At 42.9% G+C, this 24,124-nt stretch carries 19 protein-coding genes and 1 other RNA gene; 17 read left to right on the top strand and 3 right to left on the bottom strand.

Translation table 11 applies throughout. The features are described 5' to 3' along the window. Positions 1-142 precede the first annotated feature (142 nt). A complete protein-coding gene (locus B2575_RS06595) occupies positions 143-928 on the top strand; it encodes a DUF4124 domain-containing protein (protein WP_201605754.1) in 786 nt (261 codons plus the stop codon). Positions 929-1,088: 160 nt separating this feature from the next. Here B2575_RS06595 and B2575_RS06590 read toward each other — a convergent pair whose 3' ends face one another. After that, positions 1,089-1,805: an SIMPL domain-containing protein gene (locus B2575_RS06590; RefSeq protein WP_045452937.1), complete on the bottom strand. Its 717-nt coding sequence runs from the start codon at positions 1,803-1,805 to the stop codon at positions 1,089-1,091. A gap of 265 nt (positions 1,806-2,070) precedes the next feature. Between B2575_RS06590 and ffs the strand changes: the two genes are divergently transcribed. From ffs to msrB, 12 genes are all read left to right on the top strand, one after another. Continuing rightward, positions 2,071-2,167: signal recognition particle sRNA small type (ffs, locus tag B2575_RS06585), an RNA gene on the top strand. A gap of 196 nt (positions 2,168-2,363) precedes the next feature. After that, on the top strand, positions 2,364-2,960 hold the full coding sequence (locus B2575_RS06580; protein WP_193011389.1) for a LemA family protein: 597 nt from the start codon (positions 2,364-2,366) through the stop codon (positions 2,958-2,960). A 58-nt stretch (positions 2,961-3,018) separates the two neighbouring features. Continuing rightward, positions 3,019-6,060: a M48 family metalloprotease gene (locus tag B2575_RS06575; protein WP_201605752.1), complete on the top strand. Its 3,042-nt coding sequence runs from the start codon at positions 3,019-3,021 to the stop codon at positions 6,058-6,060. A gap of 145 nt (positions 6,061-6,205) precedes the next feature. Further along, complete coding sequence (locus tag B2575_RS06570) at positions 6,206-7,069, top strand: hypothetical protein (protein ID WP_045452940.1); 864 nt, start codon at positions 6,206-6,208, stop codon at positions 7,067-7,069. A gap of 107 nt (positions 7,070-7,176) precedes the next feature. Beyond that, complete coding sequence (gene serC / locus B2575_RS06565; RefSeq protein ID WP_045452943.1) at positions 7,177-8,286, top strand: 3-phosphoserine/phosphohydroxythreonine transaminase; 1,110 nt, start codon at positions 7,177-7,179, stop codon at positions 8,284-8,286. A gap of 250 nt (positions 8,287-8,536) precedes the next feature. Next, positions 8,537-10,369, top strand: a complete 1,833-nt coding sequence (locus B2575_RS06560) for an extracellular solute-binding protein (protein WP_201605751.1) — start codon at positions 8,537-8,539, stop codon at positions 10,367-10,369. Between the two features lie 105 nt (positions 10,370-10,474). Beyond that, the gene (gene gloB, locus B2575_RS06555; RefSeq protein WP_045452946.1) at positions 10,475-11,254 is read left to right on the top strand and encodes a hydroxyacylglutathione hydrolase; all 780 of its coding nucleotides are present in this window, start codon (positions 10,475-10,477) and stop codon (positions 11,252-11,254) included. 90 nt (positions 11,255-11,344) lie between these two features. Then, positions 11,345-12,412, top strand: coding sequence for a microcin C ABC transporter permease YejB (locus B2575_RS06550; RefSeq protein WP_045452949.1), 1,068 nt, complete (start codon positions 11,345-11,347; stop codon positions 12,410-12,412). A 50-nt stretch (positions 12,413-12,462) separates the two neighbouring features. Continuing rightward, on the top strand, positions 12,463-13,494 hold the full coding sequence (locus tag B2575_RS06545; protein ID WP_201605813.1) for an ABC transporter permease: 1,032 nt from the start codon (positions 12,463-12,465) through the stop codon (positions 13,492-13,494). 46 nt (positions 13,495-13,540) lie between these two features. Continuing rightward, positions 13,541-15,214, top strand: coding sequence for an ABC transporter ATP-binding protein (locus tag B2575_RS06540; protein WP_045453068.1), 1,674 nt, complete (start codon positions 13,541-13,543; stop codon positions 15,212-15,214). 222 nt (positions 15,215-15,436) lie between these two features. Then, positions 15,437-16,741 (top strand): iron-containing alcohol dehydrogenase, encoded by a 1,305-nt coding sequence (locus tag B2575_RS06535; RefSeq protein WP_201605750.1) that lies wholly within the window; start codon positions 15,437-15,439, stop codon positions 16,739-16,741. A gap of 276 nt (positions 16,742-17,017) precedes the next feature. After that, positions 17,018-18,223: a peptide-methionine (R)-S-oxide reductase MsrB gene (msrB, locus tag B2575_RS06530; protein ID WP_201605749.1), complete on the top strand. Its 1,206-nt coding sequence runs from the start codon at positions 17,018-17,020 to the stop codon at positions 18,221-18,223. Between the two features lie 129 nt (positions 18,224-18,352). Here msrB and folE read toward each other — a convergent pair whose 3' ends face one another. Next, the gene (gene folE / locus B2575_RS06525; protein WP_201605745.1) at positions 18,353-18,949 is read right to left on the bottom strand and encodes a GTP cyclohydrolase I FolE; all 597 of its coding nucleotides are present in this window, start codon (positions 18,947-18,949) and stop codon (positions 18,353-18,355) included. Between the two features lie 353 nt (positions 18,950-19,302). On the opposite strand from folE, the gene B2575_RS06520 reads away from it, so the two are divergent. Further along, complete coding sequence (locus tag B2575_RS06520; protein WP_060491067.1) at positions 19,303-20,109, top strand: enoyl-ACP reductase FabI; 807 nt, start codon at positions 19,303-19,305, stop codon at positions 20,107-20,109. A gap of 110 nt (positions 20,110-20,219) precedes the next feature. Then, a complete protein-coding gene (locus B2575_RS06515) occupies positions 20,220-20,915 on the top strand; it encodes a YoaK family protein (protein WP_201605743.1) in 696 nt (231 codons plus the stop codon). A 64-nt stretch (positions 20,916-20,979) separates the two neighbouring features. On the opposite strand, the gene B2575_RS06510 is transcribed toward B2575_RS06515, so the two are convergent. Beyond that, entirely contained in the window at positions 20,980-21,138 is a 159-nt protein-coding gene (locus B2575_RS06510) for a hypothetical protein (RefSeq protein ID WP_296240663.1), read from the bottom strand. 531 nt (positions 21,139-21,669) lie between these two features. Here B2575_RS06510 and B2575_RS06505 point away from each other — a divergent pair. Together B2575_RS06505 and B2575_RS06500 are read left to right on the top strand one after the other, a co-directional pair. After that, a complete protein-coding gene (locus B2575_RS06505; RefSeq protein WP_296240660.1) occupies positions 21,670-23,100 on the top strand; it encodes an SLC13 family permease in 1,431 nt (476 codons plus the stop codon). Between the two features lie 3 nt (positions 23,101-23,103). Further along, positions 23,104-24,124 (top strand): IS256 family transposase (locus B2575_RS06500; RefSeq protein ID WP_414707422.1); only part of this gene is annotated, 1,021 nt, incomplete at its 3' end.

The raw sequence follows: 24,124 nt of genomic DNA, 5'->3' as shown, positions 1-24,124 counted from the left end.
AATCTTAGCTGGTTTTTTTACGTCTCAATAATAATTTGCTAAATCAACGGATCTGTCCTCTTTGAAATTATTACTGATTTAACGCCCAAAGTATCGCATAATAGATATTCATAATATTAGGTACTCATTAGGTTGACTGACTATGACTTCATTATCAAAACCGGTTTTTTCAAACAGTAAGTTAGGGTTAGCACTGATTGCTGCTACGATGATTAGTATGGCAACTCTCTACGCCCCTTTGGTAAATGCTGCGCCTATTTATAAAGTTATTGACGAAAAAACAGGTCAAGTCACCTTTACCGACCGCCCGCAAAATTATGAGCAGCAGGCAGGTAAAAAAATCAGCCAAACGGGTGTCACGACGAAAGAAAGTCGCGTCAGCTCAAGTAACAGTGACAACACGAGTAGTCCGCCTTCTTCTAGTAATGTTAATACGACTACGCAAAATACTGCTGCTAAAAATAGCCCTGACGCCAATTATCAGCTTGCTATTACTGAACCAAGCGCAGAACGTGCATATCGTCGCCCAGCCCAAAGCATTGATATAAAGGTGCAAGTGAAGCCGGAGTTACAAGCAGGTGATAGTGTCAGTATTTATTTGGATGGTAATGAAGTCGCGCAAGGTCTCAGTGCATCGATTGCAACGGTAGATGTTTTGCCAGGATCGCACAAGATAAAAGCCGTGTTAAAAAATGAGAAAGGTCAAACACTCAAACAAGTAGAGCGTACGGTTTATGTGATTCAAAACAATACAACATTGCAAAATAATAAGAAAATCGCGCAACAGCTTTTAGCTTATCAAAATCTACCTTGGTATCAAAAAGTACTGTTAAAAATGCGTCAAGAGGGCAAAAAACCGAATATGCAATCATTTACTAAGCCTATAGTGGATAAACCTATGACGCTTGAGCAACCCGTGATAAATTAACTTATAGTCAATGTGTCAATCATGGATAAGTATAAGAACCTATACAAAATAGAGTAACTTTATAAGTTGATTTCTTCTATATAAACATAAAGGCAAGCGCTGATTGCAGCACTTGCCTTTATGTTTATCAGGATATTTATCAATTCTATGTATTTATAGCTTATTTAGTCAATTCAATCGTACCGTTAGCAGTCACTGAGATAGTGCTATTGCCAGATTCAAAACTTTGGCTAGGTACTGATTCGTCTGCTGCGCCTGCTTTCATACTCATAGCACTATACATCGGACGTGGGTAGTTGCTACCTGTATTTAAATTCACATTGACCACACGATAGCCACGAGCATCCCAAGCGCGTGTTAGGTTTTTAGCTTGTTGCTGAAAAGCACGAGACGCATTGGTCATCAGCTTTTGCTCAAGCGCATCCTTTTTGGTATCTGAGACACCAAAGTTCAGATTGTCCATCACCAGCGTTTCTTGTAGGTCAGCGATGAGTTGGCTAGTTGCTGCAAAGTCGGTACTTTTTAAATCGATGTTTGCTTGTCCTGTCCAGCCAATGATTTTGTCATTTTTGTCATAGCGAGGGTAGGTGCGCTGTTGTCCGGTACTCACGGTAACGGTTGGATAGCGCTTAGCAATTTTCATGGCATTATTAATTGAGGTGTTGAGCGTTGTCGCTAGAGTTTTAGAATCCGTTGCCTGCGCTTTTTTATATAAGCTGGCTCGTACTTCATCATTCTGGATTTCTTCTTTTACTTCTGTCTGAAAGGTAAGCTGATCGTAGCCTGTTGGTTCTGCATGCGCGCTACCCATCATGGCTGTGAGTAGAAATGCAGTACCAGTCGTTAGAGCGGCTTTATTAAGTAAAGTGGTTTTCATAATGATCTCCTGAGTGAGTTATATCAATAGTATTTAGGTGAGCCATACCATAGGTAAGACTCGCCTTATTATGAGAAGCTGTCCATTTTAGTTATTAGTTGATACCGAGTATGCTCAGCTTCCTCAACTAAAATAGCAAAATTTAACAGGCTTGCTGTGAGAATTTTGTCACCTAAGTTACAGGGCGTTTGGAGGTAATAGAAAGAGTTTTACGATAGGGGTTGTAATATTTAAAAATTCTTGTATAATTTGCAACTGGTGGCTCCATTGGTAGCCTCGCAACATTGTTCTATGAACCCCGCCAGGACCGGAAGGTAGCAACGGTAATAGTCACAGTGTGTGCCGAGGATTTGCTTTTGGAGTCGCTTTTTTTTGCCTAAAATTTGATACCTGTTTTGATATTTAATCAGAAATGCTCGTTTGATCTATTAAGCCCTTCATTGTAAAGGGCTTTTTTTCGACCTTTTTTTGTCCGATTTTGACCTTTGATTGATTAAGATGGGTTAAAATACAATGTATTAACTTTTATTAACATTCTGGACACTTTAGGGTTTTCTTATGAAGATGTTTGTTTGGTTGTTCATTGCCTTCGTGCTACTAGTGATTGTGTTTGGCGTATCTATATTTAATAAATTGGTACGCGCTCGCAACCAAGCGAAAAATGGTTTTGCTCAAATAGATGTGCAACTGAAGCGCCGTCATGATTTGATTCCAAATTTGGTTGAAACTGCTAAACGCTATCTAACGCATGAAGAAGAGACGCTGACCCGTGTGATTAGTGCACGTAATCATGCCCAGAGCTTGCAAGACTCCAATATACATCAGCCAGACTCGCTTGAGCATATGGCGCTATTTGCCAAAGCTGAGAGTATGCTGTCTAAAGCGTTAGGGCAGTTTTCAGCGGTTGTGGAAGCTTACCCTGAGCTAAAGGCGGACAGCATGATTAAAGAGTTGATGGATGAGCTGACCAATACTGAGAACCGCATTGGCTTCGCCCGTCAGCACTATAATGACAGCGTGATGTTCTACAACAATGACCGCGAGGTATTCCCCAACAATCTTATTAGTACGACTTTTGGCTTTCGTCCATTAAGCCCGCTAGTTTTTGAAGACAGAAAGGTGATCGCTCAAGCACCTGTCGTCAATATGGGCTGATATTGAATTATATTCATATGTTCAGATGCGTTTAGCTATTTTTAAGTCAGGCATATAGATGGATTTTTTTGGTGAACAACGCACCCGTACCCAGCGAAGTTTGTTGCTCTATGGGCTATTTTTTCTTATTGTCTTTGCCCATCTGGCAGTAGCGCTGGGTATCATGGCGCTGCTGCTAACGATATTTACTGGTGGCATTTATCATTGGGTGTTGATACTGGTTGCTATCTGGACAATCGGTAGCTTTGTGATCGGTAGTTTTTTAGAGTACAGACGTTTAGAAGCGGGCGGTCGCGCTATTGCTCAGCGTGTGGGCGGGGTTCGGCTGTTTATCGACCACAGCCAAGATGCGTGGGAGCATAGTCAAGGGGTTGCCCATCAGCATGAGCCTATACCAAAGGTTCGTTTCAGCGCCCACCATATCGCCGTGCGTAATGAGCGAGATTTTCCGCCTGTCTACCGTCGTTATTACGAGATTGCCCAGCAGCTAGCCATTGCTTCGGGTGTACGTATGCCGATTCTTTATATACTGCCTGATGAGCAAGGTATTAACGGCTTCGTTGCGGGTCGTCATAGTCAAGATATGGTGTTGGTCGTCACTCAAGGCGCGATTGATAAGCTGTCCGATGAGGGGCTGTATGGGCTGATAGGGCATGAATATGGTCATATCTTGCATGGTGATGCCACTTTTAATTTGCAACTGATGGTGGTGCTGGCAGGCTTGCAATTACTCTATGACTGGAGTGATTCTATTAATAATTTTGGCGCTGGTAATCAACGCAGTCATCAGAATAGCCATCACAATTATTTTGATGATGCGGTCAATCGACGCAATCTATTGTCACAAAGAGCCGTCGATAGCCATGCGCGTAGCACTGAAGCCCAAACCGCCAACTTTACCACCCATAGTGAATGGGTAAGCTATTGGCAAAGTCAATCACAAAGCCAGCAGTCGTCAGCTAAGAGCCAGTCACGATGGCTACAAAATAATAATAAGTTCGATAGTCAAGCACCGCGCAATATTTGGACGTTGTTAATACATGGATTGAGTTTTTCGAGTATGGCCAGTGCGCAACTGATTAAACACAGCTTTAATCGCCAGCGTGAATTGCTTGCCGATGCGACCAGCGTGCAGCTGACACGCTCGCCGGCTATTATGGCAACACTGAAAGCCATTCATCAAGATTCGCTTGGTTCGCGCTTAACCAGTATCGCCGATATTAATGGTCTTAGTCACTTCTTCTTTGCTAGTAGTGGTGCTGATTTGGGTGACGTCTCTTGGTTTGCCACCCATCCGAGCTTGGCTGAGCGAATGAGTGCCATTAATGCCCACGCTTATCATGATTTTGCGATAAAAGTAGCTAAAGAAAAGCGCATAAATCAACAGAAAATAAAAGAGATATATGAGCAGCGGCGATTAGGGGATTGGGGCGTCATAAAAGCAAATAGCCTAAGCAAAAATAAACAAGAAAAAAATAGCCAATCATCAATATTTGAAACTCAATCAGCGTTAAATAACAATAAAAGCAATAACAATAAAAGCCTTACTAATAACAGCAATGATGTTATAGACAAAAAAATTACTGCTTTTCCTGCAAATGAAATAAAGAATGAGTTGGACGAAGATAAGGGGCTAGAGTTTGTTATCGAGAAAGATGTCGTTGTTGCAGGACGTTTACAGGTTCAAGCGCAAAATACCGGTATTCATCAGTTGCTCAAGCCATGGCAAGCAAAACCTGATAGCGATTTGCCATCGGATACATTGATTGGTATCGACGATAGACAAAAAGTTTCACTGCCGCAGTATATACTCAATCACAGTTATCACCCGCTCGGGGCGCAAGCTTTGATTGAAGCAGTTATGTTGTGCCATCAAGGTCGTATATTATCAACGACTGAGAGTTATGACTTGAGTGATATCTGGCTTGGACTTGCTAACGATAAAACGTCTGCTGCTGAAATCGATAATAACGCTAGCGCTAATATTAGCAGCCACCCCCAATTTTTAGCGCATACGATAGATCATAAATTATTAGCGGCAGTGGCACATCTTGATAGGCGTTTAGACAACGCATTGATTGCATTGGCAATAAAGCAACTGAGTCAGCATAACCTGTCAGAAACTGCTATCAATGAATTGCGTTTCAGATATGAAGAGAGTCATAGCAATCAAGATCATCAACATTATGTGCAGCAAAAAAAGTGTCGTACAATGCTGATGCGCTATCAACAGGGTATCATTGAGCTATTTGAACACTACCTCACGGCGGATTTAAGCCAAAATATCGCCGATAATATAGATAATGATGATTCTATTGATAAGCCTCAATTATTATCAAATCCTTTAGAAAATACCAACTCTCGGTTGCCATCGATTTTATCATTATGGCAAGCGCTACAGTTGCAGCAACTATTACCGATATTGTCTACTATATTGAACGAGACACACGTGCATGCTCAGCCTCAGCTATTATGGTTATGGCAGCAAGCATTGCAAGCGGGTAGAGATGATATTTATGACCAGCTTGACCCTTCAGAACAGGTATTTGATGGTCTCGATGTTGCGGCGAAAACAATGCTTGTTTTATTGGCTTATCGGCTATCAAAAGATGTTAAGGGTCAGGTCGTATCAGCACTAGATAGCTCAGTACACATTTCATCACCTATTTCAGTACTCGGCTATAATAATGACAGTGTTGCTCACTATCTTGTGGATTTGCGGCGTCACGCACGTTTGATTGATATTGACTTAGCCGCCGTTAGTGACGCAAATTTGCAATGGCTACTATTGACTACGCAAAATATAAATAGTGTTCAATTATTGGCAGTGATAGAAGCGGTGCCTATTTTATTAGCATCTGCCAGTCAGTCGTGTGCATCAGAAGCCAAAGGTGATGATAATTATCGACAGAGGCAACAGGGCGGCGCTCAAATAGATTATAATGTGATTAATAATAAGCCTTATGATTACAATGATTACCGGCAATGGCTGAGCACATTGCATACGGTGATGTTACACGATACGATAGTCAGTCAAGATGAATATGATTGCTTGTCCATGTTAGCCAATCATTGGCTAGGCGTTCGGCAGCTTTTTTGAGCCATGTCATTGATGGCATTTGAGTGTTCTTTTTTAAATTGAACCGACTATATCTTTAATCCTTTTTTTAACATCGTTCTTTAATATTGTTTTTGACATTAAAAGCCTGTAAATCCATTTTAGATAAGTAGGATAGTAAATAAGCATGAGTGATATCCAAGACCCGCTAATTATATTGCAGCATCGTATGCAGCAGCGCCAAATTTTAGCGATGATGGGTATCAATCAGTGGGTGCAGCCAAGCTCTGAGACCATAAATATCGCAGATATTTCTGCGCCTACTCTGCCTGAGCAGACTATAGCTAACTCAACTTTAGCTAATGCTAGCAGTTCTTCTGCGACGAGCACTGAACAGCCAACTATTGAGTCTCCCAATCGTGATGATATAAGCGTTGGGATGTCGCATTCAGCATCTGCTAATCACTATTATGATGATGCTAGTGAGATAGGTTTACACCATTCTGACCCGCAAAGCCCTATTACTTATAGTTTTGACTCGACTGCCTCTGACATCTCTAAGCCCGCCGTGACTTCCCTTGTAAATACAGTCGTTCAGCAAACTTCTATTGTTGATATAAATGATGCTTCGAGCTTTGAAAATGGCAGTTTTAAAGAAGAGGGCTTTCAAGAGGAAAGCTTTAAAAAGGTAGCACCCTTTGATTTGCAAGGTGGTCGTTATGGTGATTGGGTGATTTTGGTGGATATCCAAGCACTTAATCATGACAGCCAAAAACTGTGGCAAAATATCACCCAAGCGTTATCCATCAGTTGTGAGACGACATCGTTCCCTATCTGTGAAGGTATGGATACGGCTGAGCTTGCCAATGCCAGTCTTGCTGGATACGTCTTTAAAATCGGCCGTAGCGAAGAGATAAAAATTGCCGCATTGACAGTGTTGCCTGACGGTCTTGAACATCCTAGCGTGACTACTGTGCCCACACTCGATGAGATGCTTGCTGATAGTAGCCTTAAACGTCAGCTTTGGGAGCAGTTATCGAGTCACAGTTAAAGGCTTACCACTTACTATGATAGAGATTAAAAAATAACGATAAAATTCACCTTCAACATTCAACCTTTAATAACCACGATGACTTCATCATATTTAGGATATTGATTATGACCACTAAAGCCGCTCCTAACCGCGTACCCAATTTTTCAGCGGGACCTGCTACTATACCGACGGCCGTATTATCACGCGCTCAAGAAGAGTTGCTTGATTGGCAGGGACGCGGCATGTCGGTTATGGAAGTGAGTCACCGTAGTAAAGAATACATCGCCATTACCGAAAAAGCCGAAGCCAAATTGCGCTCGCTAATGGACATTCCAGATAACTATAAAGTTCTATTTTTACAAGGTGGCGCTAGCTTACAGTTTTCAGCGATTCCATTAAACTTGCTAAATGGTGGGCGCGCAGACTATCTAACGACGGGTGCATGGTCTGGTAAAGCGGTCAAAGAAGCACAGCGCTATGAAAAGCTTGGTCTTGGTGAAGTGAATCAGGTCGCAACGGGTAAAGACAGTAGCTTTACTGACGTACCAGCCCAAAGCGAATGGAACCTGAGCGAAGATACCGCCTATTTCCATTACTGCGCTAACGAAACCATTCATGGTTTGCAAATATTTGAGCCGCCACAAGTCGATGCACCAATTGTCGTCGATATGTCTTCTTGTATTTTGTCACAGCCCATTGATGTCTCTAAATTTGGCATGATTTACGCAGGTGCGCAAAAAAATATCGGGCCAGCAGGTCTGATTATCGTGATTATCCGTGAAGACCTATTGGGTCAAGCGAGTGAATGGTGCCCACTGCTGATGAACTATGAGCACCAAGCTGAAAAAGAATCCATGTCAAACACACCAGCGACGTATTCTTGGTATTTAGCAGGACTAGTGTTTGATTGGTTAGAGGAGCAGGGCGGCGTTGCTGCTATTGGCAAAATCAACCAACAAAAAGCTGATTTACTCTATAAAACGATTGATGATAGCAGCTTTTATAGCAATCCAGTTGATCCCAAATATCGCTCTATCATGAACGTGCCTTTTACCTTAGCCGACAGCAGCCTTGATAAAGTATTCTTAGAAGAGTCGGAAGCGGCAGGCTTGATGAATTTAAAAGGTCACCGCGATGTGGGCGGTATGCGTGCCAGCATTTACAATGCAGTGTCATTAGATTGGGTGCAGCAGTTGGTTGACTTTATGATTGCGTTTGAGAAAAAACACGCATAAATTAGCATGGATTTTAAAACAAAAGACGCAGCTTATAAAAGTTGCGTCTTTTTTTATACGCGTTAGTATTCTTTTAAGATAAATGATGCATCATGTAGCAACTCTAACGCTGCAAATCATTAGGTTAAAAAACCTAAGTTTGTTATGATAAAATTCTGCGGCACTCACTCTTTTTTAATTATATGGTAGCACTTAAGTAAAATTTCATCATATTCATTGGGCTCGCACAAGGGTTTGTTATAACTTTATTATGATAAAAAATACCATGCTAAAAGCCGTCTTACTTGCCATGACTGTAAGCTGGATACCTGCCAGTATCGCGGTGCCAATCACTACTACTGCGCTTGGTCATAATAGTACCACTGAGTATATTGACGTGCCCTTTATGCCTTATGCCAATCCAAAGGCACCGACAGGTGGTATATTATCACTTGAGGCGCGTGGTACTTTTAACGCGGCTAATAAATGGATGACCACAGGTGTGGCGATGGTTGGTACGGACTATCTATATGATACCTTGATGACTGGCTCATTAAATGAAGCCTTTACCATGTATCCGCAGCTGGCAACCAAAGTAACTTATGACCCTGATGATACCAGTTGGATTATCTATCATATTAATCCTGCTGCGCGCTTTTGGGATGGCACGCCGGTCACCAGCAGTGACGTCAAAGCGACTTATGATGCACTGTTAAATAAAGGTCCGATGTATATTCGCAGCTATTTGGGTGATATTAAAAATATTGAAATTATTAATAAGCAACAAGTAAAATTCATCTTTAACTCTGATGACAATAAAGAGATTTTATTAACCGTCGGACAGTTTCCTATTTTTGCTAAGTCCTCTATCGATACGGATTTTGAAAAAATAACGTTGACGCCATTGATGGGCAGTGGACCTTATAAGTTAGGACGTGTCGATGCAGGGCGCTCGGTCAGCTATGTACGTGATCCCAATTATTGGGGTCGTGATTTGATGGTCAATCGCGGTCGTTATAACTTTGATATGATTAAGTTTGTTTATTATCAAAGCGAAGAGATTGCCTTTGAAGGTTTTAAGTCTGGTCAATATCGTTTTCGTCCGGAGAATAAAGCCTCTAATTGGGCAACAGGTTACAATTTTCCCGCCGTCAAGGCAGGTTTGATTCGTAAAGAAACCATCAGTAGCGAAAATCCCGTGCCAATGCAGGGTTTGGTCATGAATATGCGACGTCCCATCTTTCAAGATATTCGCGTTCGCCAAGCACTGAGCAAGGCTTACGACTTTGAGTGGATGAATAAGACCTTGTTTCATGGGCAGTATGAACGCTTGCAAAGTTTCTTTCATGGCTCCGAGCTTGCCGCAACAGGGATGCCGTCTGCTGAAGAGATGCAGGTGCTTACGCCTTTATTACCGAAGCTTGAACCACTGCAACGTCAAGCCGTATTAATGGAGTGGCAATTGCCGACCAGTGACGGTAGCGGCTTTAACCGTAAAGGACTGTTAGAAGCGCGGCAGCTGTTGCTAGATGCTGGGTTTTATTATAACGATATGAAACTATATCAGCCCAATGGACAACTTGCTCAGATTGAGATATTGATGACAGGCGAAACCATGGGTCGGGTGCTGCTGCCATATATTCGAAATCTAAAGCGCTTGGGATTTGATGCGACGTTACGTCAAGTCGACGGACCACAATATTATGAGCGGGTACGCCGTTTCGATTATGATATGGTGGTCGATGTATTTGCTCAGAGTTTATCCCCTGGTGCGGAACAAGTTGGCTTTTGGGGTAGCTCAGCCGCTGACCAAGTGGGCAACAGAAACACTATTGGTATTAAAAATACGGCGATTGACACAGTAATAGATCAGTTAGGCAAAGCCAAGAATCGTGATGAGATTGTTTTATATGCTCAGGTGCTCGATCGCCTACTACGTGCTGGTCATTATTTAGTGCCCTTATACGGAAAATCAGCGACCAATGTCGCCTATTGGGATCAATATCGTCATACTGAAAAACTGCCCTCTAATGCCATCGGTATTGACTACTGGTGGACGGACAAAGAAGCAGAAGCACGTGTTAACCAATACTTGAAGCAATAATTTAGAACAATAAAGGAAATAACGCTGCATCTTAAAATTTTATTTGGTTTAAAAAAAACCATAAAAGACATCAGCAATAAAGATAACTACTGGTAAGGATTTAATATGACTATCCGCATTCACCCAATCAAAGCGTTTAATGACAATTATATTTGGACATTGATTAATGAAAATAATAAACAGGCGATCGTTATTGATCCTGGTCAAGCTGAGCCTGTCATGAGTTATTTGGAAGAAAATAAATTAGAGCTGACGTCTATCTGGACGACTCATCATCATCATGACCATATCGGCGGTGTCGCAGAACTGCAAGAGTCTTATCCGATGACGCATCTGGTTGCGCATACTGAGCATAATGTCGATGAAGATCAAACCATCAAAGATGGCAGTACCGTCAGTGCGTGGGGCTGTGCAGCACAAGTATGGGATGTGTCCGGTCATACTGCTAGCCACGTGGCTTATATTTTGGATATTGACGGGCTTAAACATTGCTTTTGTGGCGATACTTTATTTAGTGCTGGATGCGGACGGGTATTTACGGGGACGATTGAGCAATTACACAACAGCTTTAAGCGTTTAAATGGTTTGCCAGCTGAGACGCTACTATATCCTGCGCATGAATACACTGCCAATAATCTGCGCTTTGGACTATCTATTGAACCTACTAATGAAGCAATGCAGCAAACTCTGGTTCAAGCAGAAGAAAAAACCACCCAAGGTATTCCGACGTTGCCAGTCTCTCTAGAACATGAGCGCGCAGTCAATGTGTTTTTACGGACGCAAGAGCCGAGTGTGATAGCAGGGGTGAAGTCTAAAGCAACCATCGATGATGATAAATCTTTGGCTGTATTTGCTGCGCTACGTGAGCTTAAAAATAACTTTTAAACCATAACGGGCGCTTCGACTGACGTTTTGATAGTTATTAGCTGCGTATTCTTTCTGTCGTCATATTTATTATCTTAGGAAGCCACCGTTATGGGTCGTTATATCTTAAAAAGGTTACTGCTGATATTACCGACGCTTTTTTTGATATTGTTGGCGAACTTTGTGATTGTACAAGCAGCGCCTGGTGGTCCTGTCGAGCAGCAACTGGCGCTTATTGAGCAAGGTGCAAAAGACAATGCACTTGGCGGTAATATTGGCGCAGGTAGTGCGGGAAATAACAGTACCTATCAAGGTACGCGTGGCTTATCTGAGGAAATGGTTGCAGCGATTAATGCCCAATACGGGTTTGATAAATCGGCACCTGAGCGCTTTTGGCTCATGTTAAAGAATTACGCTCAGCTAGATTTTGGTGAGTCTTTTTTTAAAGGACAGTCGGTAACGGATTTGATTATCGAGAAATTACCCGTTTCTATCTCGCTTGGGCTCTGGAGCACGTTGCTGATTTATATGATAGCGATTCCACTAGGTATCTATAAAGCCATGCATCATGGCTCGGGGATTGATAAAGTTACTGCCATGCTACTGGCTATCGGGCATGCAATACCCGTTTTCGTATTTGCCGTTATATTACTGGTGTTTTTTGCCGGTGGTAGCTACTGGAATATCTTTCCACTGCAAGGCTTGACCTCTGAGAACTTCGATCAATTAAGCACGCTGGGCAAAATCAAAGATTACTTTTGGCATTTGGCGCTACCACTGCTAGCAAGTACGGTTGGTGGTTTCGCTGGCTTGACTTATTTGACCAAGTTTAGCTTTTTGGAAGAGCTCGGCAAGCAATATGTGCTTACTGCTCGTGCTAAAGGTTTGGCTGAGCGTCAAGTGCTATACGGACATGTGTTTCGTAATGCCATGCTGATTATTATTGCAGGTATTCCAGCGGCTATCGTTGGCATTTTCTTTGCCGGAAACTTCTTAATCGAGATTATCTTTAAGCTTGATGGTTTGGGTCTCTTAGGTTTCGAAGCCATTCAGCAGCGCGATTATCCCGTAATATTCGGTACACTATTTATCTTTACCTTGGTCGGGCTATTATTACAGTTAATCAGTGATTTGAGTTATCACTTAATTGATCCTCGTATTGATTTTGAGGGGCGCTAATGTCAAGTTATCCATTACCTTCAACGCCTTCATCTGCATCTCCTATCTCTATGCCAAAAAAACGTCGCCTAAATCCTATCTGGCAGGCACGCCTAAACCGCTTTCGCCGTAATCGTCTAGGCGTCGTATCATTATTCATTTTTGCGCTGATATTCGTCATTTGTATGGCAGCCAATGTGATTGCCAATGACAAGCCGCTACTAGTGAAGTATCAAGGCGATTATTACTTTCCTGTCCTAAAGGCCTATCCTGAAACGGCTTTTGGTGGGGTGTTTGAGACTGAAGCCAATTATAAAGACCCTGCGGTGCAAACGCTGATTAATGAGCAGGGTTTTTACATTATGCCGCCGATTCCATTTGCCGATCAGACACCAAACGTTGAGCTGGGTATTCCATATCCAGCAGCGCCCAACAGCCAGAACTGGCTTGGTACTGATGACTTGGGTCGCGACGTGTTGGCACGGATACTTTATGGCATGCGGGTGTCATTATTGTTCGGCTTAGCATTGACACTTGCTGGGGCAGTGATTGGTATTATCGTCGGTGCAATACAAGGTTATTACGGTGGTTGGATAGATTTGGCAGGGCAGCGCTTCATGGAAGTATGGGGCGGTATGCCGCAGCTGTTTATGATTATTATTTTGGTCAGCTTATTCAGCCCTAGTATCTTCATGCTATTTGCAATGATGTTATTATTTGGTTGGATGGGACTGGTTGGTTTGGTACGGGCAGAGTTTTTGCGCGCGCGTAACTTTGACTATGTACGTGCCGCGCGTAATCTTGGCGTTTCGGACAGTCAAATTATGCTTAGACATATTTTGCCCAATGCCCTAGCGTCAAGTTTGTCACAGCTACCATTTATATTGACAGCTAATATTATCGCTTTAACAGCATTAGATTTCTTAGGTTATGGCTTGCCGCCTGGATCACCGTCGCTCGGCGAGCTGATGGTACAAGGTAAAAATAACCTCGATGCACCATGGCTTGCGCTATCTGGTTTTTTTAGTTTGACCTTTATTTTATCACTGCTAATATTCGTTGGCGAAGCGCTACGTGATGCGTTTGATCCGAGGCGCTCCTGATATGACAACTGATGATGTGATTACTGATAGTTTGACAACTACTAATATGACGATTGCTACTGAGCAAAATGCCCATTTACATGATAGTCATAGCAATAACCAAAATAAGCTGATGCTGACCGTGGATAAGCTGAGCATTGTTACCAATACTGGCGTAACGTTAGTTGATAATCTGTCTTATGCGCTGCGGCAAGGACGAACCCTTGCTATCGTAGGTGAATCAGGCTCTGGAAAATCCATTGCAAGTCTCGCGCTATTAGGCTTATTGCCAGACAGTTTGACTGTTAGCGGTGAGGTGAAGCTAGCAGGGTTGACGGTGCTACCGATAGCCAATGCCAATGTTAGTGCTAAGGCACGTAACGCTGCGCTGCGCTCTATTCGTGGGCAGCGCATCGGCATGGTGTTTCAAGAACCGATGACGGCGCTCAATCCACTACATACAGTTGCCAAACAAATTGCTGAATCACTACGTCTAGTTGGTGTGCTCAAGAAACAATGGCAAAGCCAAACAATCGATTTACTAAATGATGTCAATATTACCAATCCGATTGATAAGTTGAACCGCTATCCGCACGAGCTATCAGGTGGTCAACGTCAACGGGTCATGATTGCCATGGCATTAGCACAGCAGCCAGATATTTTAATCGCTGATGAGCCGACTACCGCGCTTGATGTGACTCTGCAACATGAGATTCTTGCTCTATTAGATGATCTTAAGCGTCAGCATAATATGGCGATGGTGCTTATTAGCCATGACCTCAATCTGGTCAGGCGCTACAGTGATGACGTCATCGTCATGCGCCAAGGTAAAACGATTGAGCAAGGGCAAACCGCAGCGGTGTTTAACCAGCCTAAAGCCGAATATACCCGCTCGCTAATCAAACAAGACTTTGGCCAAGCACTGAACTTCTCTAATGATGATAAAATTCAGCAATCAACTGTATTGCAAGTCAGCAATTTACAAGTACAGTTTCCCATTGAAAAAAGTCTGTTTGGTGGTACTAAGCGCTGGTTTGATGCGGTAAAAAATGTCGATATGACGCTACAGAAAGGGTGGGCGTTAGGCATTGTAGGTGAGTCCGGCTCTGGCAAAACCACGATAGCGCTTGCATTAAGTCAATTGCTTAGCAATCAAGCGCGTGTGGGTGGCGAAATAATGGTCAATGGACAAGATATTTCAGTATTGTCCAAGGGTGAGCTACGTCAGTTTCGCTCGCAAATTCAAATGGTATTTCAAGACCCCTTTGCCAGTATCAATCCACGTATGACGGTGATGCAAATCATTGAAGAAGGATTGCTCGTACAAGGCGTTGATAAGGCAGCACGGCAGCAGGCGGTGATGGATAGCCTTACTACCGTGCATCTGCCAGCTGAGTTTTCGCATCGCTATCCGCATGAGCTATCAGGTGGTCAACGTCAACGGGTAGCACTTGCTCGCGCACTCATTATGCAGCCGAGTCTATTGATATTGGATGAGCCGACGTCCGCGCTTGATAGTACCACGCAGGTCACTGTAGTTAGCTTGCTGCGTGAAATTCAGGAAAAATTGCAAATCAGTTATGTGTTTATTAGTCATGACTTAAAAGTGGTGCGCGCCTTATGTCAGCAAATTATGGTGCTTAAAGATGGCATATGTATTGAGTCTGGACGTACTGAAGATGTTTTTAATAGCCCACAGCATCCCTATGCGCAGCAGTTGCTGCAGGCGAGTATGATTTAGCTTAGCCAAAAAGAGTTAAGCAGATAGAGCCAAATAAGCAGAACATGGCAGTTCATACTAATTGCGATATCCTAAAAATAGCAGTGATACAATAAGTTAAACAGACGTTCACTTTAGTTAGATGCTTAAATTTGTTTAATTTTTAGTTAAAGAGCAGTTTAAATTGCTGCTTTAAAGGATTGTCATCGCTATTATTACCATCATTAAAAAGGATTTTTACTCATGAAAAAACAAAATAGTATTGTTAAATTAGTAAATAACAAGTTAGTAAATACCAATGGATTGCAGCAAGTTGGTTATTTAGCCGTTGCTAAAACACGCGCTAAAGTCTTAAAAGCGTTCGCTTATGTTGTTCCAATTAGAAGACCAATGCTATTTGTCGGTGAGAGCTCTTGTGAAGAGCTATGTGATATGGCTATCAACGAAGGCAGCACCAATGTATTTATCGTTACTGATGCCGTGCTTAATAAGCTTGGCATTCCAGCCAAAGTGACTGATTATCTAGATAGCAAAAATATCAGCTATACCGTTTATGACGGCATTACCCCAGACCCTACTTTTAACGTTGTCGAAGAGGGACTGCGAAAATCTATCGATGCTAAGTGCGATTCGATTATTGCCATCGGTGGTGGTTCGGTCATTGATGCGGCTAAGATGATTGCGATGTCACAAGGCAATAGCTGCAAGCCGCAACAGCTTATCGGCATTCTTAAAGCCAGAAAGCCTTCGATGCCGCTTTATTGTATTCCTACCACGGCTGGCACAGGTTCAGAAGCAACCCTTGGTGCAGTAGTATCAGACGATAAAACGCATCAAAAAGCGCTGTCTATTGACCCAAGAATGGTGCCATTAGCAGCGGCTATTGACCCTGTTATTATGAAAGGCATGCCTGCTCATATCACAGCAGATACGGGTATTGATGTATTGACCCATGCGTTAGAAGCTTGGATGAGTGCTAATGCGAGCGTCGAGACCGATTATTATGCGGCTTCTGCGGTCAAATCTGTGATGCAAAACCTACCGCTGGTCTATAAAGACGGCGGCAATCTTAAAGCCAGAGAAGCAATGGGTATTGCCGCTCATTACGGCGGTATCGCCTTTAATAAAGCGGGTCTTGGTTATGTGCATGCTATCGCTCACCAGTTAGGCGCGCACTATAGTATTCCTCACGGTCGTGCCAATGCCATCGTGCTGCCGTATGTGCTTGATGTCAATTGTCAAGGAAGTAAAAAAAGACTGGCAGAGTTGGCTAGAAAAACAGGTATGGTAAAATCGGGACAAGCTAGCAAGAGTGATGCTGAGATTGCCGACGACCTCATCGCGCAAGTACGTGAACTGATTGCCACCTTGAATATCGATCCAACGGTGAAAGGCATGCAAAGCAGTGATTTTGATAAAATTGCCAAAGCCGCTGCAAAAGAAGTCAGTGATACCTATGCCGTACCAACGTATCTATCAGCGTCTGAAATCAAGGCTATTTTAACCAAGATTCAGCAAGCCAGTGATGAGCGTTCTGCTGCAAAATAAAAGAATAACTAAGCTATATTGATATAATATAAAAGAGCACACTACGCTGTCCGTAATGTGCTCTTTTTTTAATAATCATACTTTGTAGCAAACTTATCTTATTAAGAAATTGTGTATAATTTAGGATTATACTGTTTAATTATATTAAATAATATCTAATTACTGTTAAATTTTTATAACAATATAGGTATAGTTTAGTGAGGTCAAAGAGTTATCATAGTTTAGTGAGGTCAAAGAGTTATCATAGTTATATTATATTACTTTTAGGAGGTATCGATGAATCATAAATTAAAGACGGGTGCTATTACGATGGCTGTAGCAGCCATCAGTATGGTTTTCGTTGGCTGTGCTGCCACCGAAAATACGCCCGCTGTGAAAAATACTGCCATCGATAATCCTTATGCGCCAACGGATCCAAATCTCGCAGTTGCTACGGTCGCTGGCGGTTGTTTTTGGTGCGTGGAAGCGGGTTATGAAAAAATACCTGGCGTTGTAGAAGTGGTCTCTGGCTATACCGGCGGTCAATCGACCAATCCAACTTATAGCACTGTATCAGCAGGCGGCACAGGGCATACTGAAGCGGCCCAAGTCTATTATGACCCGACGAAAATCACCTATAATGGTATCGTTCAAGCATTATGGCGAATTGGGGATCCTACCGATGACAAAGGTCAGTTTGTAGATCGTGGTACTCAGTATCGTCCCGCTATTTTTTATAATAATGCACAAGAAAAGCAGATAGCAGAAGCTGCTAAGCAATCACTGCAAGACTCTGGTATCTATAGCAAACCAGTTGTGATTGAAATTGTTGCTGCTAGCAAGTTTTACTCTGCTGAAGAGTATCATCAAGATTATTATAAGAAAAACCCAATCCGCTATAAGGCTTATACCTTTAATTCTGGGCGCTATCAGTTTATCGAAAATGTCTATGGTAAAGACTACGAGCTGGATTTTAGCCAGTTTAAACCTACGGCGGCAGATAGCGTACAGGCAACATCAAACAATGCGTCTGCTACTAAAGCTAGTACAGGATTCAATCCAGATACCTTTGTGAAGCCTGCACAGGATGAGCTAAAGCAGTCACTCAGTGACATTCAATATAAAGTCACTCAAAAAGACGGCACCGAACGCGCTTTTGATAATGAATATTGGGATAATAAAGCGCCTGGGCTGTATGTCGATGTGATATCGGGGGAGCCACTATATTCCTCTCGTGATCAATACAAATCTGGCACTGGCTGGCCAAGCTTTACCCGTCCATTGAGCACGGATATGGTCGTTGAGAGGGAAGACCGAGGTATATTCGGCACCCGTACCGAGATTCGTAGTCGCTATGCAGACTCACACGTCGGTCATGTATTTGACGATGGTCCGGCACCGACGGGTAAACGCTACTGTATGAATTCAGCGGCAATGCGTTTTATTCCACTGGCACAGATGGAAGCAGAAGGTTATGGCAATTGGATTGCTGAAGTAAGCTAGGTTAGTTAAGCCTCGTTATATTGTAATCAAGGATTGATTGCTAATTATTAATGATAGCTATATTGAAAGGTACGCATTAAAAAAGGATACTTAAGTATCCTTTTTTATTATCTATGGTTATTTGAAGCGTTAGAATGCAGGCTGACGTCTAGGGATCGCACTCAAAAACTCATTGCGCGCTTGATTGTCATGGACAAATTCACCCAACATCGATGTTGTACGTGTGGTGGATTGCTGCTTATTTACGCCGCGCATCATCATACACATATGTGCTGCATCCATCACTACTGCTACACCGCGACAGCCAGTGACATCCATGATAGTTTGTGCCACTTGTTCGCTTAAATTTTCTTGAACTTGCAAGCGGCGGGCGAACATGTCGACGATACGGGCAAATTTTGATAAGCCCAGTACTTGACCATTGGGTAAATAGCCTACATGAGCGATACCATGAAAAGGCAGCATATGATGTTCGCACAATGAATAAAATTCAATATTCTGTACCAATACCAGCTCGCGATTGCTCGATGGAAACAGGGCGTCGTTGACGACTTCATCCAAGCTTTGATGATAACCTTGGGTTAAATGTGCAAAAGCTTTCGCGGCACGCATCGGCGTTTCTTCAAGACCGGGACGCTGTAAGTCCTCGCCAGTTGAGAGAATCAGTTGACGATAAGACTCAACGCTTTCTTGGTAATTTGATGCTATTGTTGGGGTGTTACTCATAAGTTTGGCAGCCATCCAAAATGTGGGTGTAGCTTAACGCTAAATCCCTAATTACGAACAGTTACAAATAACTGTTGTAAAGGATTTTTATAAAAATTGTGCAAGCTGGGAAGGGCTGTGATTATACTTGAAATCTACTTAACTTCATACTGCTGTGGCGAGCAGTTGGGCGTTTAATCGATATTAGAAGACATTATAAGGGAATACAGTTTACGACTGTTTACTTAAATTAATTCGTGTATAATGACTTATTTTATAATTTATGCTTTTTACGCTGTGATATTCATCGTATCTAATCACTCTAAATAACCTAATATGATTAAATAATTTTGATCGACCCAAAAGGAAATATTATGCTACTACAAGGACAACGATTTGTCGTGACAGGCATTGCGAGCAAACTGTCTATCGCTTGGGCTATCGCTGAGGCACTGCACCGTGAAGGTGCCTCATTAATTCTCACTTATCCTAATGATAAGATCAAAAAGCGTGTCGATATGGCAGCGGAGAAATTCGAAGCAGATTTGGTACTTGAGTGTGATGTGGCGTCTGATGAGTCTATCGCTGCCTGCTTTGAGCAAGTCACTGCCCATTGGGGTGATGGAATCGATGGTGTGGTACATGCGATTGGCTTTGCACCGATGGATCAGCTTGATGGCGATTTTGTTAAGGCGACGACCCGTGAAGGCAGTCAAATTGCCCATGATATCTCAAGCTATAGTTTTGTGGCATTAGCCAAAGAAGCTCGTGCTTTATTGGCCATGCGTCACGGTTCGATGCTGACATTGACATATGAAGGTAGTATCTCGGTATTGCCAAACTACAACGTCATGGGTATGGCAAAGGCCAGCCTTGAAGCCAGTGTTCGCTATTTGGCTACTTCGATGGGCGGTGAAGGCATTCGTGTCAATGCGATCTCAGCAGGTCCTATTCGCACACTTGCCGCCAGTGGTATCAAATCATTCCGTAAAATGCTCGATATCAGCGAAAAAATCGCGCCGCTACAACGTAATATCACACAAACCGAAGTTGGTAATGCGGCGCTTTTCTTGCTATCACCTTGGGCATCTGGTATTACCGGCGAGATTATGTTTGTTGACGCAGGTTTTAATACCGTTGCTATCAGTGAGCAATTAATGATGCTTGATGAGCCGAAATAATGCTTTTCAATAGTCGGTTGTAGGGTTTTATACATCAGGAAGGCAGCCAATCGGTTGCCTTTTTTGGTTATAATAGATGCTTTTTGGTGATAAGCCATTAGGCGGCGAATATGATAACCAAATTACCAAAGTGGATATTGTGGGGCGGGGCAGTATTGGCATTCAGTGCTGGCTGTGTTAACACTGCTGCGTTAATGGGGTTTACCAATCTATCGGTTTCTCATGTCACTGGCAACGTAAGCTTATTTGCAGCGGCTATTGCTTACTTGGATGTGCGTAGTATCTTGTATATCGGTGCGCTGCTATTGTCTTTTTTGGCAGGTGCGATACTGAGCGGTTATGTGATTGGGCAGACATCATTAAAGTTAGGTAGGCGCTATGGTAGTGCGCTATATATCGAGGCGGCACTGCTAATGGCCAGCTACTGGTTGTATCAGCAGCATGATTATTTAGGACAGTTGGCAGCGGCAATGGCATGCGGATTACAGAATGCCATGGTAGCGACTTATAGTGGCGCGGTTATTCGTACCACCCATTTGACAGGTTTGACATCAGATATGGGCGCAGCGATTGGCAACTGGTTGGCGGGTCGATCGATCAGCAAACCGACATTAGGGTTCCAAGCCATTATTTGGTATTGCTTTTGCGGTGGCAGCGCCGTTGGAGCATTTTTATTCGCCAAGGTTGGTTATGAAGCGCTATTTGTACCCATTGCTATCGTCTTGACGGCAGCATTTATATATAACTACGTCTCAGATCGCCTGCCAGAAAAAAGAGAGCCAAAACATAAAAGGCGCTTGTCATAACAATAAGCACCTTTCATGTTCTGGTTTTTTTATATTGTAGCTTGGGATAATCTAAAATGTTCGCTTACTTCTCATCTTCATGGTCTTCATGTTCATGCATGCCCTGCATCATATCGAGTGCAGAGTCATCGGTACGCTGCTGATCTTTTTTAGCCAAACCGTCTTGATTGATATCTCTTGGTGCCATTTTAGTGGTTGAGTCTGTTTTATTTGCATCTGTCATAAAGTGCTCCTATTTATTGTTATTCATTTTTCGATATAAATACTAATAAAAAATAGTTGTTAAGCTATTACTGGTATTAGAAATTTATTTTGACTTATTTAGTATGAGATAGCACCATACGCTTGTACATACTAAGTGTACGCTTGTTTAGTGACGATGTGTAACCGCATATCACAAGGCTTGCTGTTTAATGAAAAGCAATTACTTGGTTATCAGTTGCTCTCACTCCCTCTTAGAGTTCGGTTCAAAAATAAAAAACTCATGAGATAAATGTCATCTCTATAAAGTACCGTTTTAAGGTACATTTCCTAAAACGCATTAAAGTAATTCTTTACCTATGAAATAACCATATTTATTGCAAATTTTATAGGGGCTTTTTTATAAAGGCTTTGTTGTATCAGATTTTTGTTATATATCTGTTATGATAACGGCGTATTTTTTGCGGTTGCTGGTTGAACTACCGTCAATCGCTAACATGCGTTTTTATTTTAGCGTCTTTTTACACTGTCTTTGGGAAAATAAGGACATTTTATGTCAGAGCAAAAATTAGATAGCCATCTTCCTGATGATGGCAATGAGTATTTATTTACCGATACCTTTCCAAAGGGTACTGGTAAAGGGTTGATAGTGGTCGCTATTGCGGCGGTTATCAGTATGATTATTTATAATGTATTGCCATTCGATATCAATGCCAATAAGGGTCTTGCCTTATTGTTCTTCATCGGCGTATTGTGGCTAACGGAAGCGTTGCACGTCACGATTACGGCACTATTGGTAGTCGTGGTTGGTGCCCTAGTGGGTATACCAGAATTCGATGCTGAAATAGGCTTACAAAGCTTTGCCAATCCGACCATTTATTTGTTTTTTGGTGGTTTTGCTTTAGCGGCAGCCTTGCATGTGCAGCAATTGGATAAAAAAATTGCCCTGAAGATTTTATCGATGTCAGGTGGCAAATTAAGCACAGCGGTATTTTTGATATTTGGCGTGACCGCATTTTTGTCGATGTGGATATCGAATACTGCGACGGCGGCGATGATGTTGCCATTAGCGCTGGGTATTTTAACGCAAGTTGACCGTGAAAAAGACCGAGGCACTTTTGTATTTGTACTATTAGGTATCGCTTACTCAGCAAGCCTTGGTGGTTTAGGTACGATCGTTGGTTCGCCGCCAAATGCTATCGCTGCAAAAGCGCTCAATATTGCTTTTGTGGACTGGATGAAGTTTGGTGTGCCGATGATGCTGGTATTATTGCCGCTATTGTTAGGTGCAATGTATGTGTTTTTGAAGCCCAACCTGAATCGTAAAATTGTACTGGTTGAAGATGAACCTATTGTATGGAATAAACCTCGCGTAGTGACGATTATCGTCTTTATTGTCACCGCATTGAGCTGGATTTTCTCCAAAAAGATCGGCGCCGCGCTTGATATTACAGATACTGACGCGGTTATTGCCTTATCAGCTGCTGCCGCTGTGGTCAGCTTAGGCTTGGTATCGTGGAAACAAGTGTCTGATAATACGGATTGGGGCGTACTCATGCTGTTCGGCGGTGGTATTGCCCTGTCGACGATTCTGAAAGTGTCAGGTGCCTCTTTGGTATTGGGGGAGACGGTCGCTAATGCGTTGTCTTCTGCACCGCTTATCGTGGTGATGATTGCGGTATCAGCATTTATTATTTTCTTAACGGAGTTTGCTTCTAATACCGCTTCTGCCGCACTGCTGGTTCCCGTATTTGCTGCCATTGCAGAGCAGATGGGTTTACCACACGAAGTGTTGGTATTAGTCATCGGTATTGGTGCATCTTGTGCCTTTATGCTACCCGTTGCGACACCGCCAAATGCGATTGTCTTTGGTACGGGATTGATTAAACAGAGCGAAATGATCCGTACGGGTGTCATTCTTAATATCATTGGGGAGTTTCCCAAACTTTGTGTAACTGCTTATAATCCACTAACCGGAGAATAAGCAATGACTACTCAATCTGACATTAAAAAACTGGCCGAGCAAATGGCCAGCAGCATGAACAGCTTTGATGATATCAAAGACTTCCAGAAGCAGCTCATGCAGTCGTTTATCGACACTGCCCTTGAAGCTGAGATGGAAGACCATCTTGGCTACCCCAAGCATGAAAAGGCGGATAAGCCAAACAAGCGCAACGGACATACTAGAAAGACCGTCCGCAGTGATAGCGGCGCGCTTGAGATCTCCACCCCAAGAGACCGTGATGGTGACTTTGAACCTGCGTTAGTGCGTAAGCATCAAACCCGTATCAGTGGCCTTGATGATAAAATAATCATGTTTTATGCCAAGGGTCAAACCACCACTGAAATTGTCGAAACCATCAAAGACATCTACGACGTTGATATATCAAGCTCTCTTGTCTCAAGAGTCACGGATAACCTCTTAGATGACATCACCGCATGGCAGAACAGGCCACTGAGCAGCATCTATCCTATCGTCTATTTGGACTGCATCGTCGTGAAGATACGTCAAGACAAGCAGATCATCAACAAGGCTATCTATCTAGCGCTAGGTGTTGCTCTTAACGGTAAAAAAGAGCTGCTTGGTATGTGGTTATCAGAGAATGAGGGCGCTAAGTTCTGGCTGGGCGTTCTCACTGAGCTACAAGACCGCGGAGTACAAGACATCTTAATCGCTTGTGTCGACGGCTTAAAGGGCTTCCCCGATGCTATCAACACCGTTTATCCCAACGCTCAGGTTCAGCTGTGTATCGTGCATATGGTGCGTTACTCCATGAAGTTTGTACCATGGACGGATAAGAAGGCCGTAGCGGCTGATTTAAAGGCCATCTATGGCGCTGATACGCTTGAGATGGCAGAGGCCAATCTTGAGCACTTTGATGAGGTGTGGGGCGAGAAATACCCGCACGTGGTTAAGTCTTGGCGCAATAACTGGGAGGGCTTAACGGTGTTCTTTGGCTACCCTAAAGACATCAGAAAAGCGGTTTATACCACCAATGCGATAGAGT

Origin of the sequence: Psychrobacter sp. UBA6739, from assembly GCF_002453835.1 — a bacterium.
Lineage (GTDB): Bacteria > Pseudomonadota > Gammaproteobacteria > Pseudomonadales > Moraxellaceae > Psychrobacter > Psychrobacter immobilis_A.
This window is presented reverse-complemented; position numbering and strand designations above follow the sequence as displayed.

Coding starts and splice junctions, on each gene's coding strand:
- B2575_RS06595 (WP_201605754.1), top strand. CDS start 143: ATGACTTCATTATCAAAACCGGTTTTTTCAAACAGTAAGTTAGGGTTA.
- B2575_RS06515 (WP_201605743.1), top strand. CDS start 20,220: ATGATAACCAAATTACCAAAGTGGATATTGTGGGGCGGGGCAGTATTG.
- B2575_RS06540 (WP_045453068.1), top strand. CDS start 13,541: ATGACGATTGCTACTGAGCAAAATGCCCATTTACATGATAGTCATAGC.
- B2575_RS06545 (WP_201605813.1), top strand. CDS start 12,463: ATGCCAAAAAAACGTCGCCTAAATCCTATCTGGCAGGCACGCCTAAAC.
- B2575_RS06505 (WP_296240660.1), top strand. CDS start 21,670: ATGTCAGAGCAAAAATTAGATAGCCATCTTCCTGATGATGGCAATGAG.
- B2575_RS06580 (WP_193011389.1), top strand. CDS start 2,364: ATGAAGATGTTTGTTTGGTTGTTCATTGCCTTCGTGCTACTAGTGATT.
- B2575_RS06560 (WP_201605751.1), top strand. CDS start 8,537: ATGATAAAAAATACCATGCTAAAAGCCGTCTTACTTGCCATGACTGTA.
- msrB (WP_201605749.1), top strand. CDS start 17,018: ATGAATCATAAATTAAAGACGGGTGCTATTACGATGGCTGTAGCAGCC.
- B2575_RS06535 (WP_201605750.1), top strand. CDS start 15,437: ATGAAAAAACAAAATAGTATTGTTAAATTAGTAAATAACAAGTTAGTA.
- B2575_RS06550 (WP_045452949.1), top strand. CDS start 11,345: ATGGGTCGTTATATCTTAAAAAGGTTACTGCTGATATTACCGACGCTT.
- B2575_RS06570 (WP_045452940.1), top strand. CDS start 6,206: ATGAGTGATATCCAAGACCCGCTAATTATATTGCAGCATCGTATGCAG.
- serC (WP_045452943.1), top strand. CDS start 7,177: ATGACCACTAAAGCCGCTCCTAACCGCGTACCCAATTTTTCAGCGGGA.
- gloB (WP_045452946.1), top strand. CDS start 10,475: ATGACTATCCGCATTCACCCAATCAAAGCGTTTAATGACAATTATATT.
- B2575_RS06520 (WP_060491067.1), top strand. CDS start 19,303: ATGCTACTACAAGGACAACGATTTGTCGTGACAGGCATTGCGAGCAAA.
- B2575_RS06510 (WP_296240663.1), bottom strand. CDS start 21,138: ATGACAGATGCAAATAAAACAGACTCAACCACTAAAATGGCACCAAGA.
- B2575_RS06590 (WP_045452937.1), bottom strand. CDS start 1,805: ATGAAAACCACTTTACTTAATAAAGCCGCTCTAACGACTGGTACTGCA.
- B2575_RS06575 (WP_201605752.1), top strand. CDS start 3,019: ATGGATTTTTTTGGTGAACAACGCACCCGTACCCAGCGAAGTTTGTTG.
- folE (WP_201605745.1), bottom strand. CDS start 18,949: ATGAGTAACACCCCAACAATAGCATCAAATTACCAAGAAAGCGTTGAG.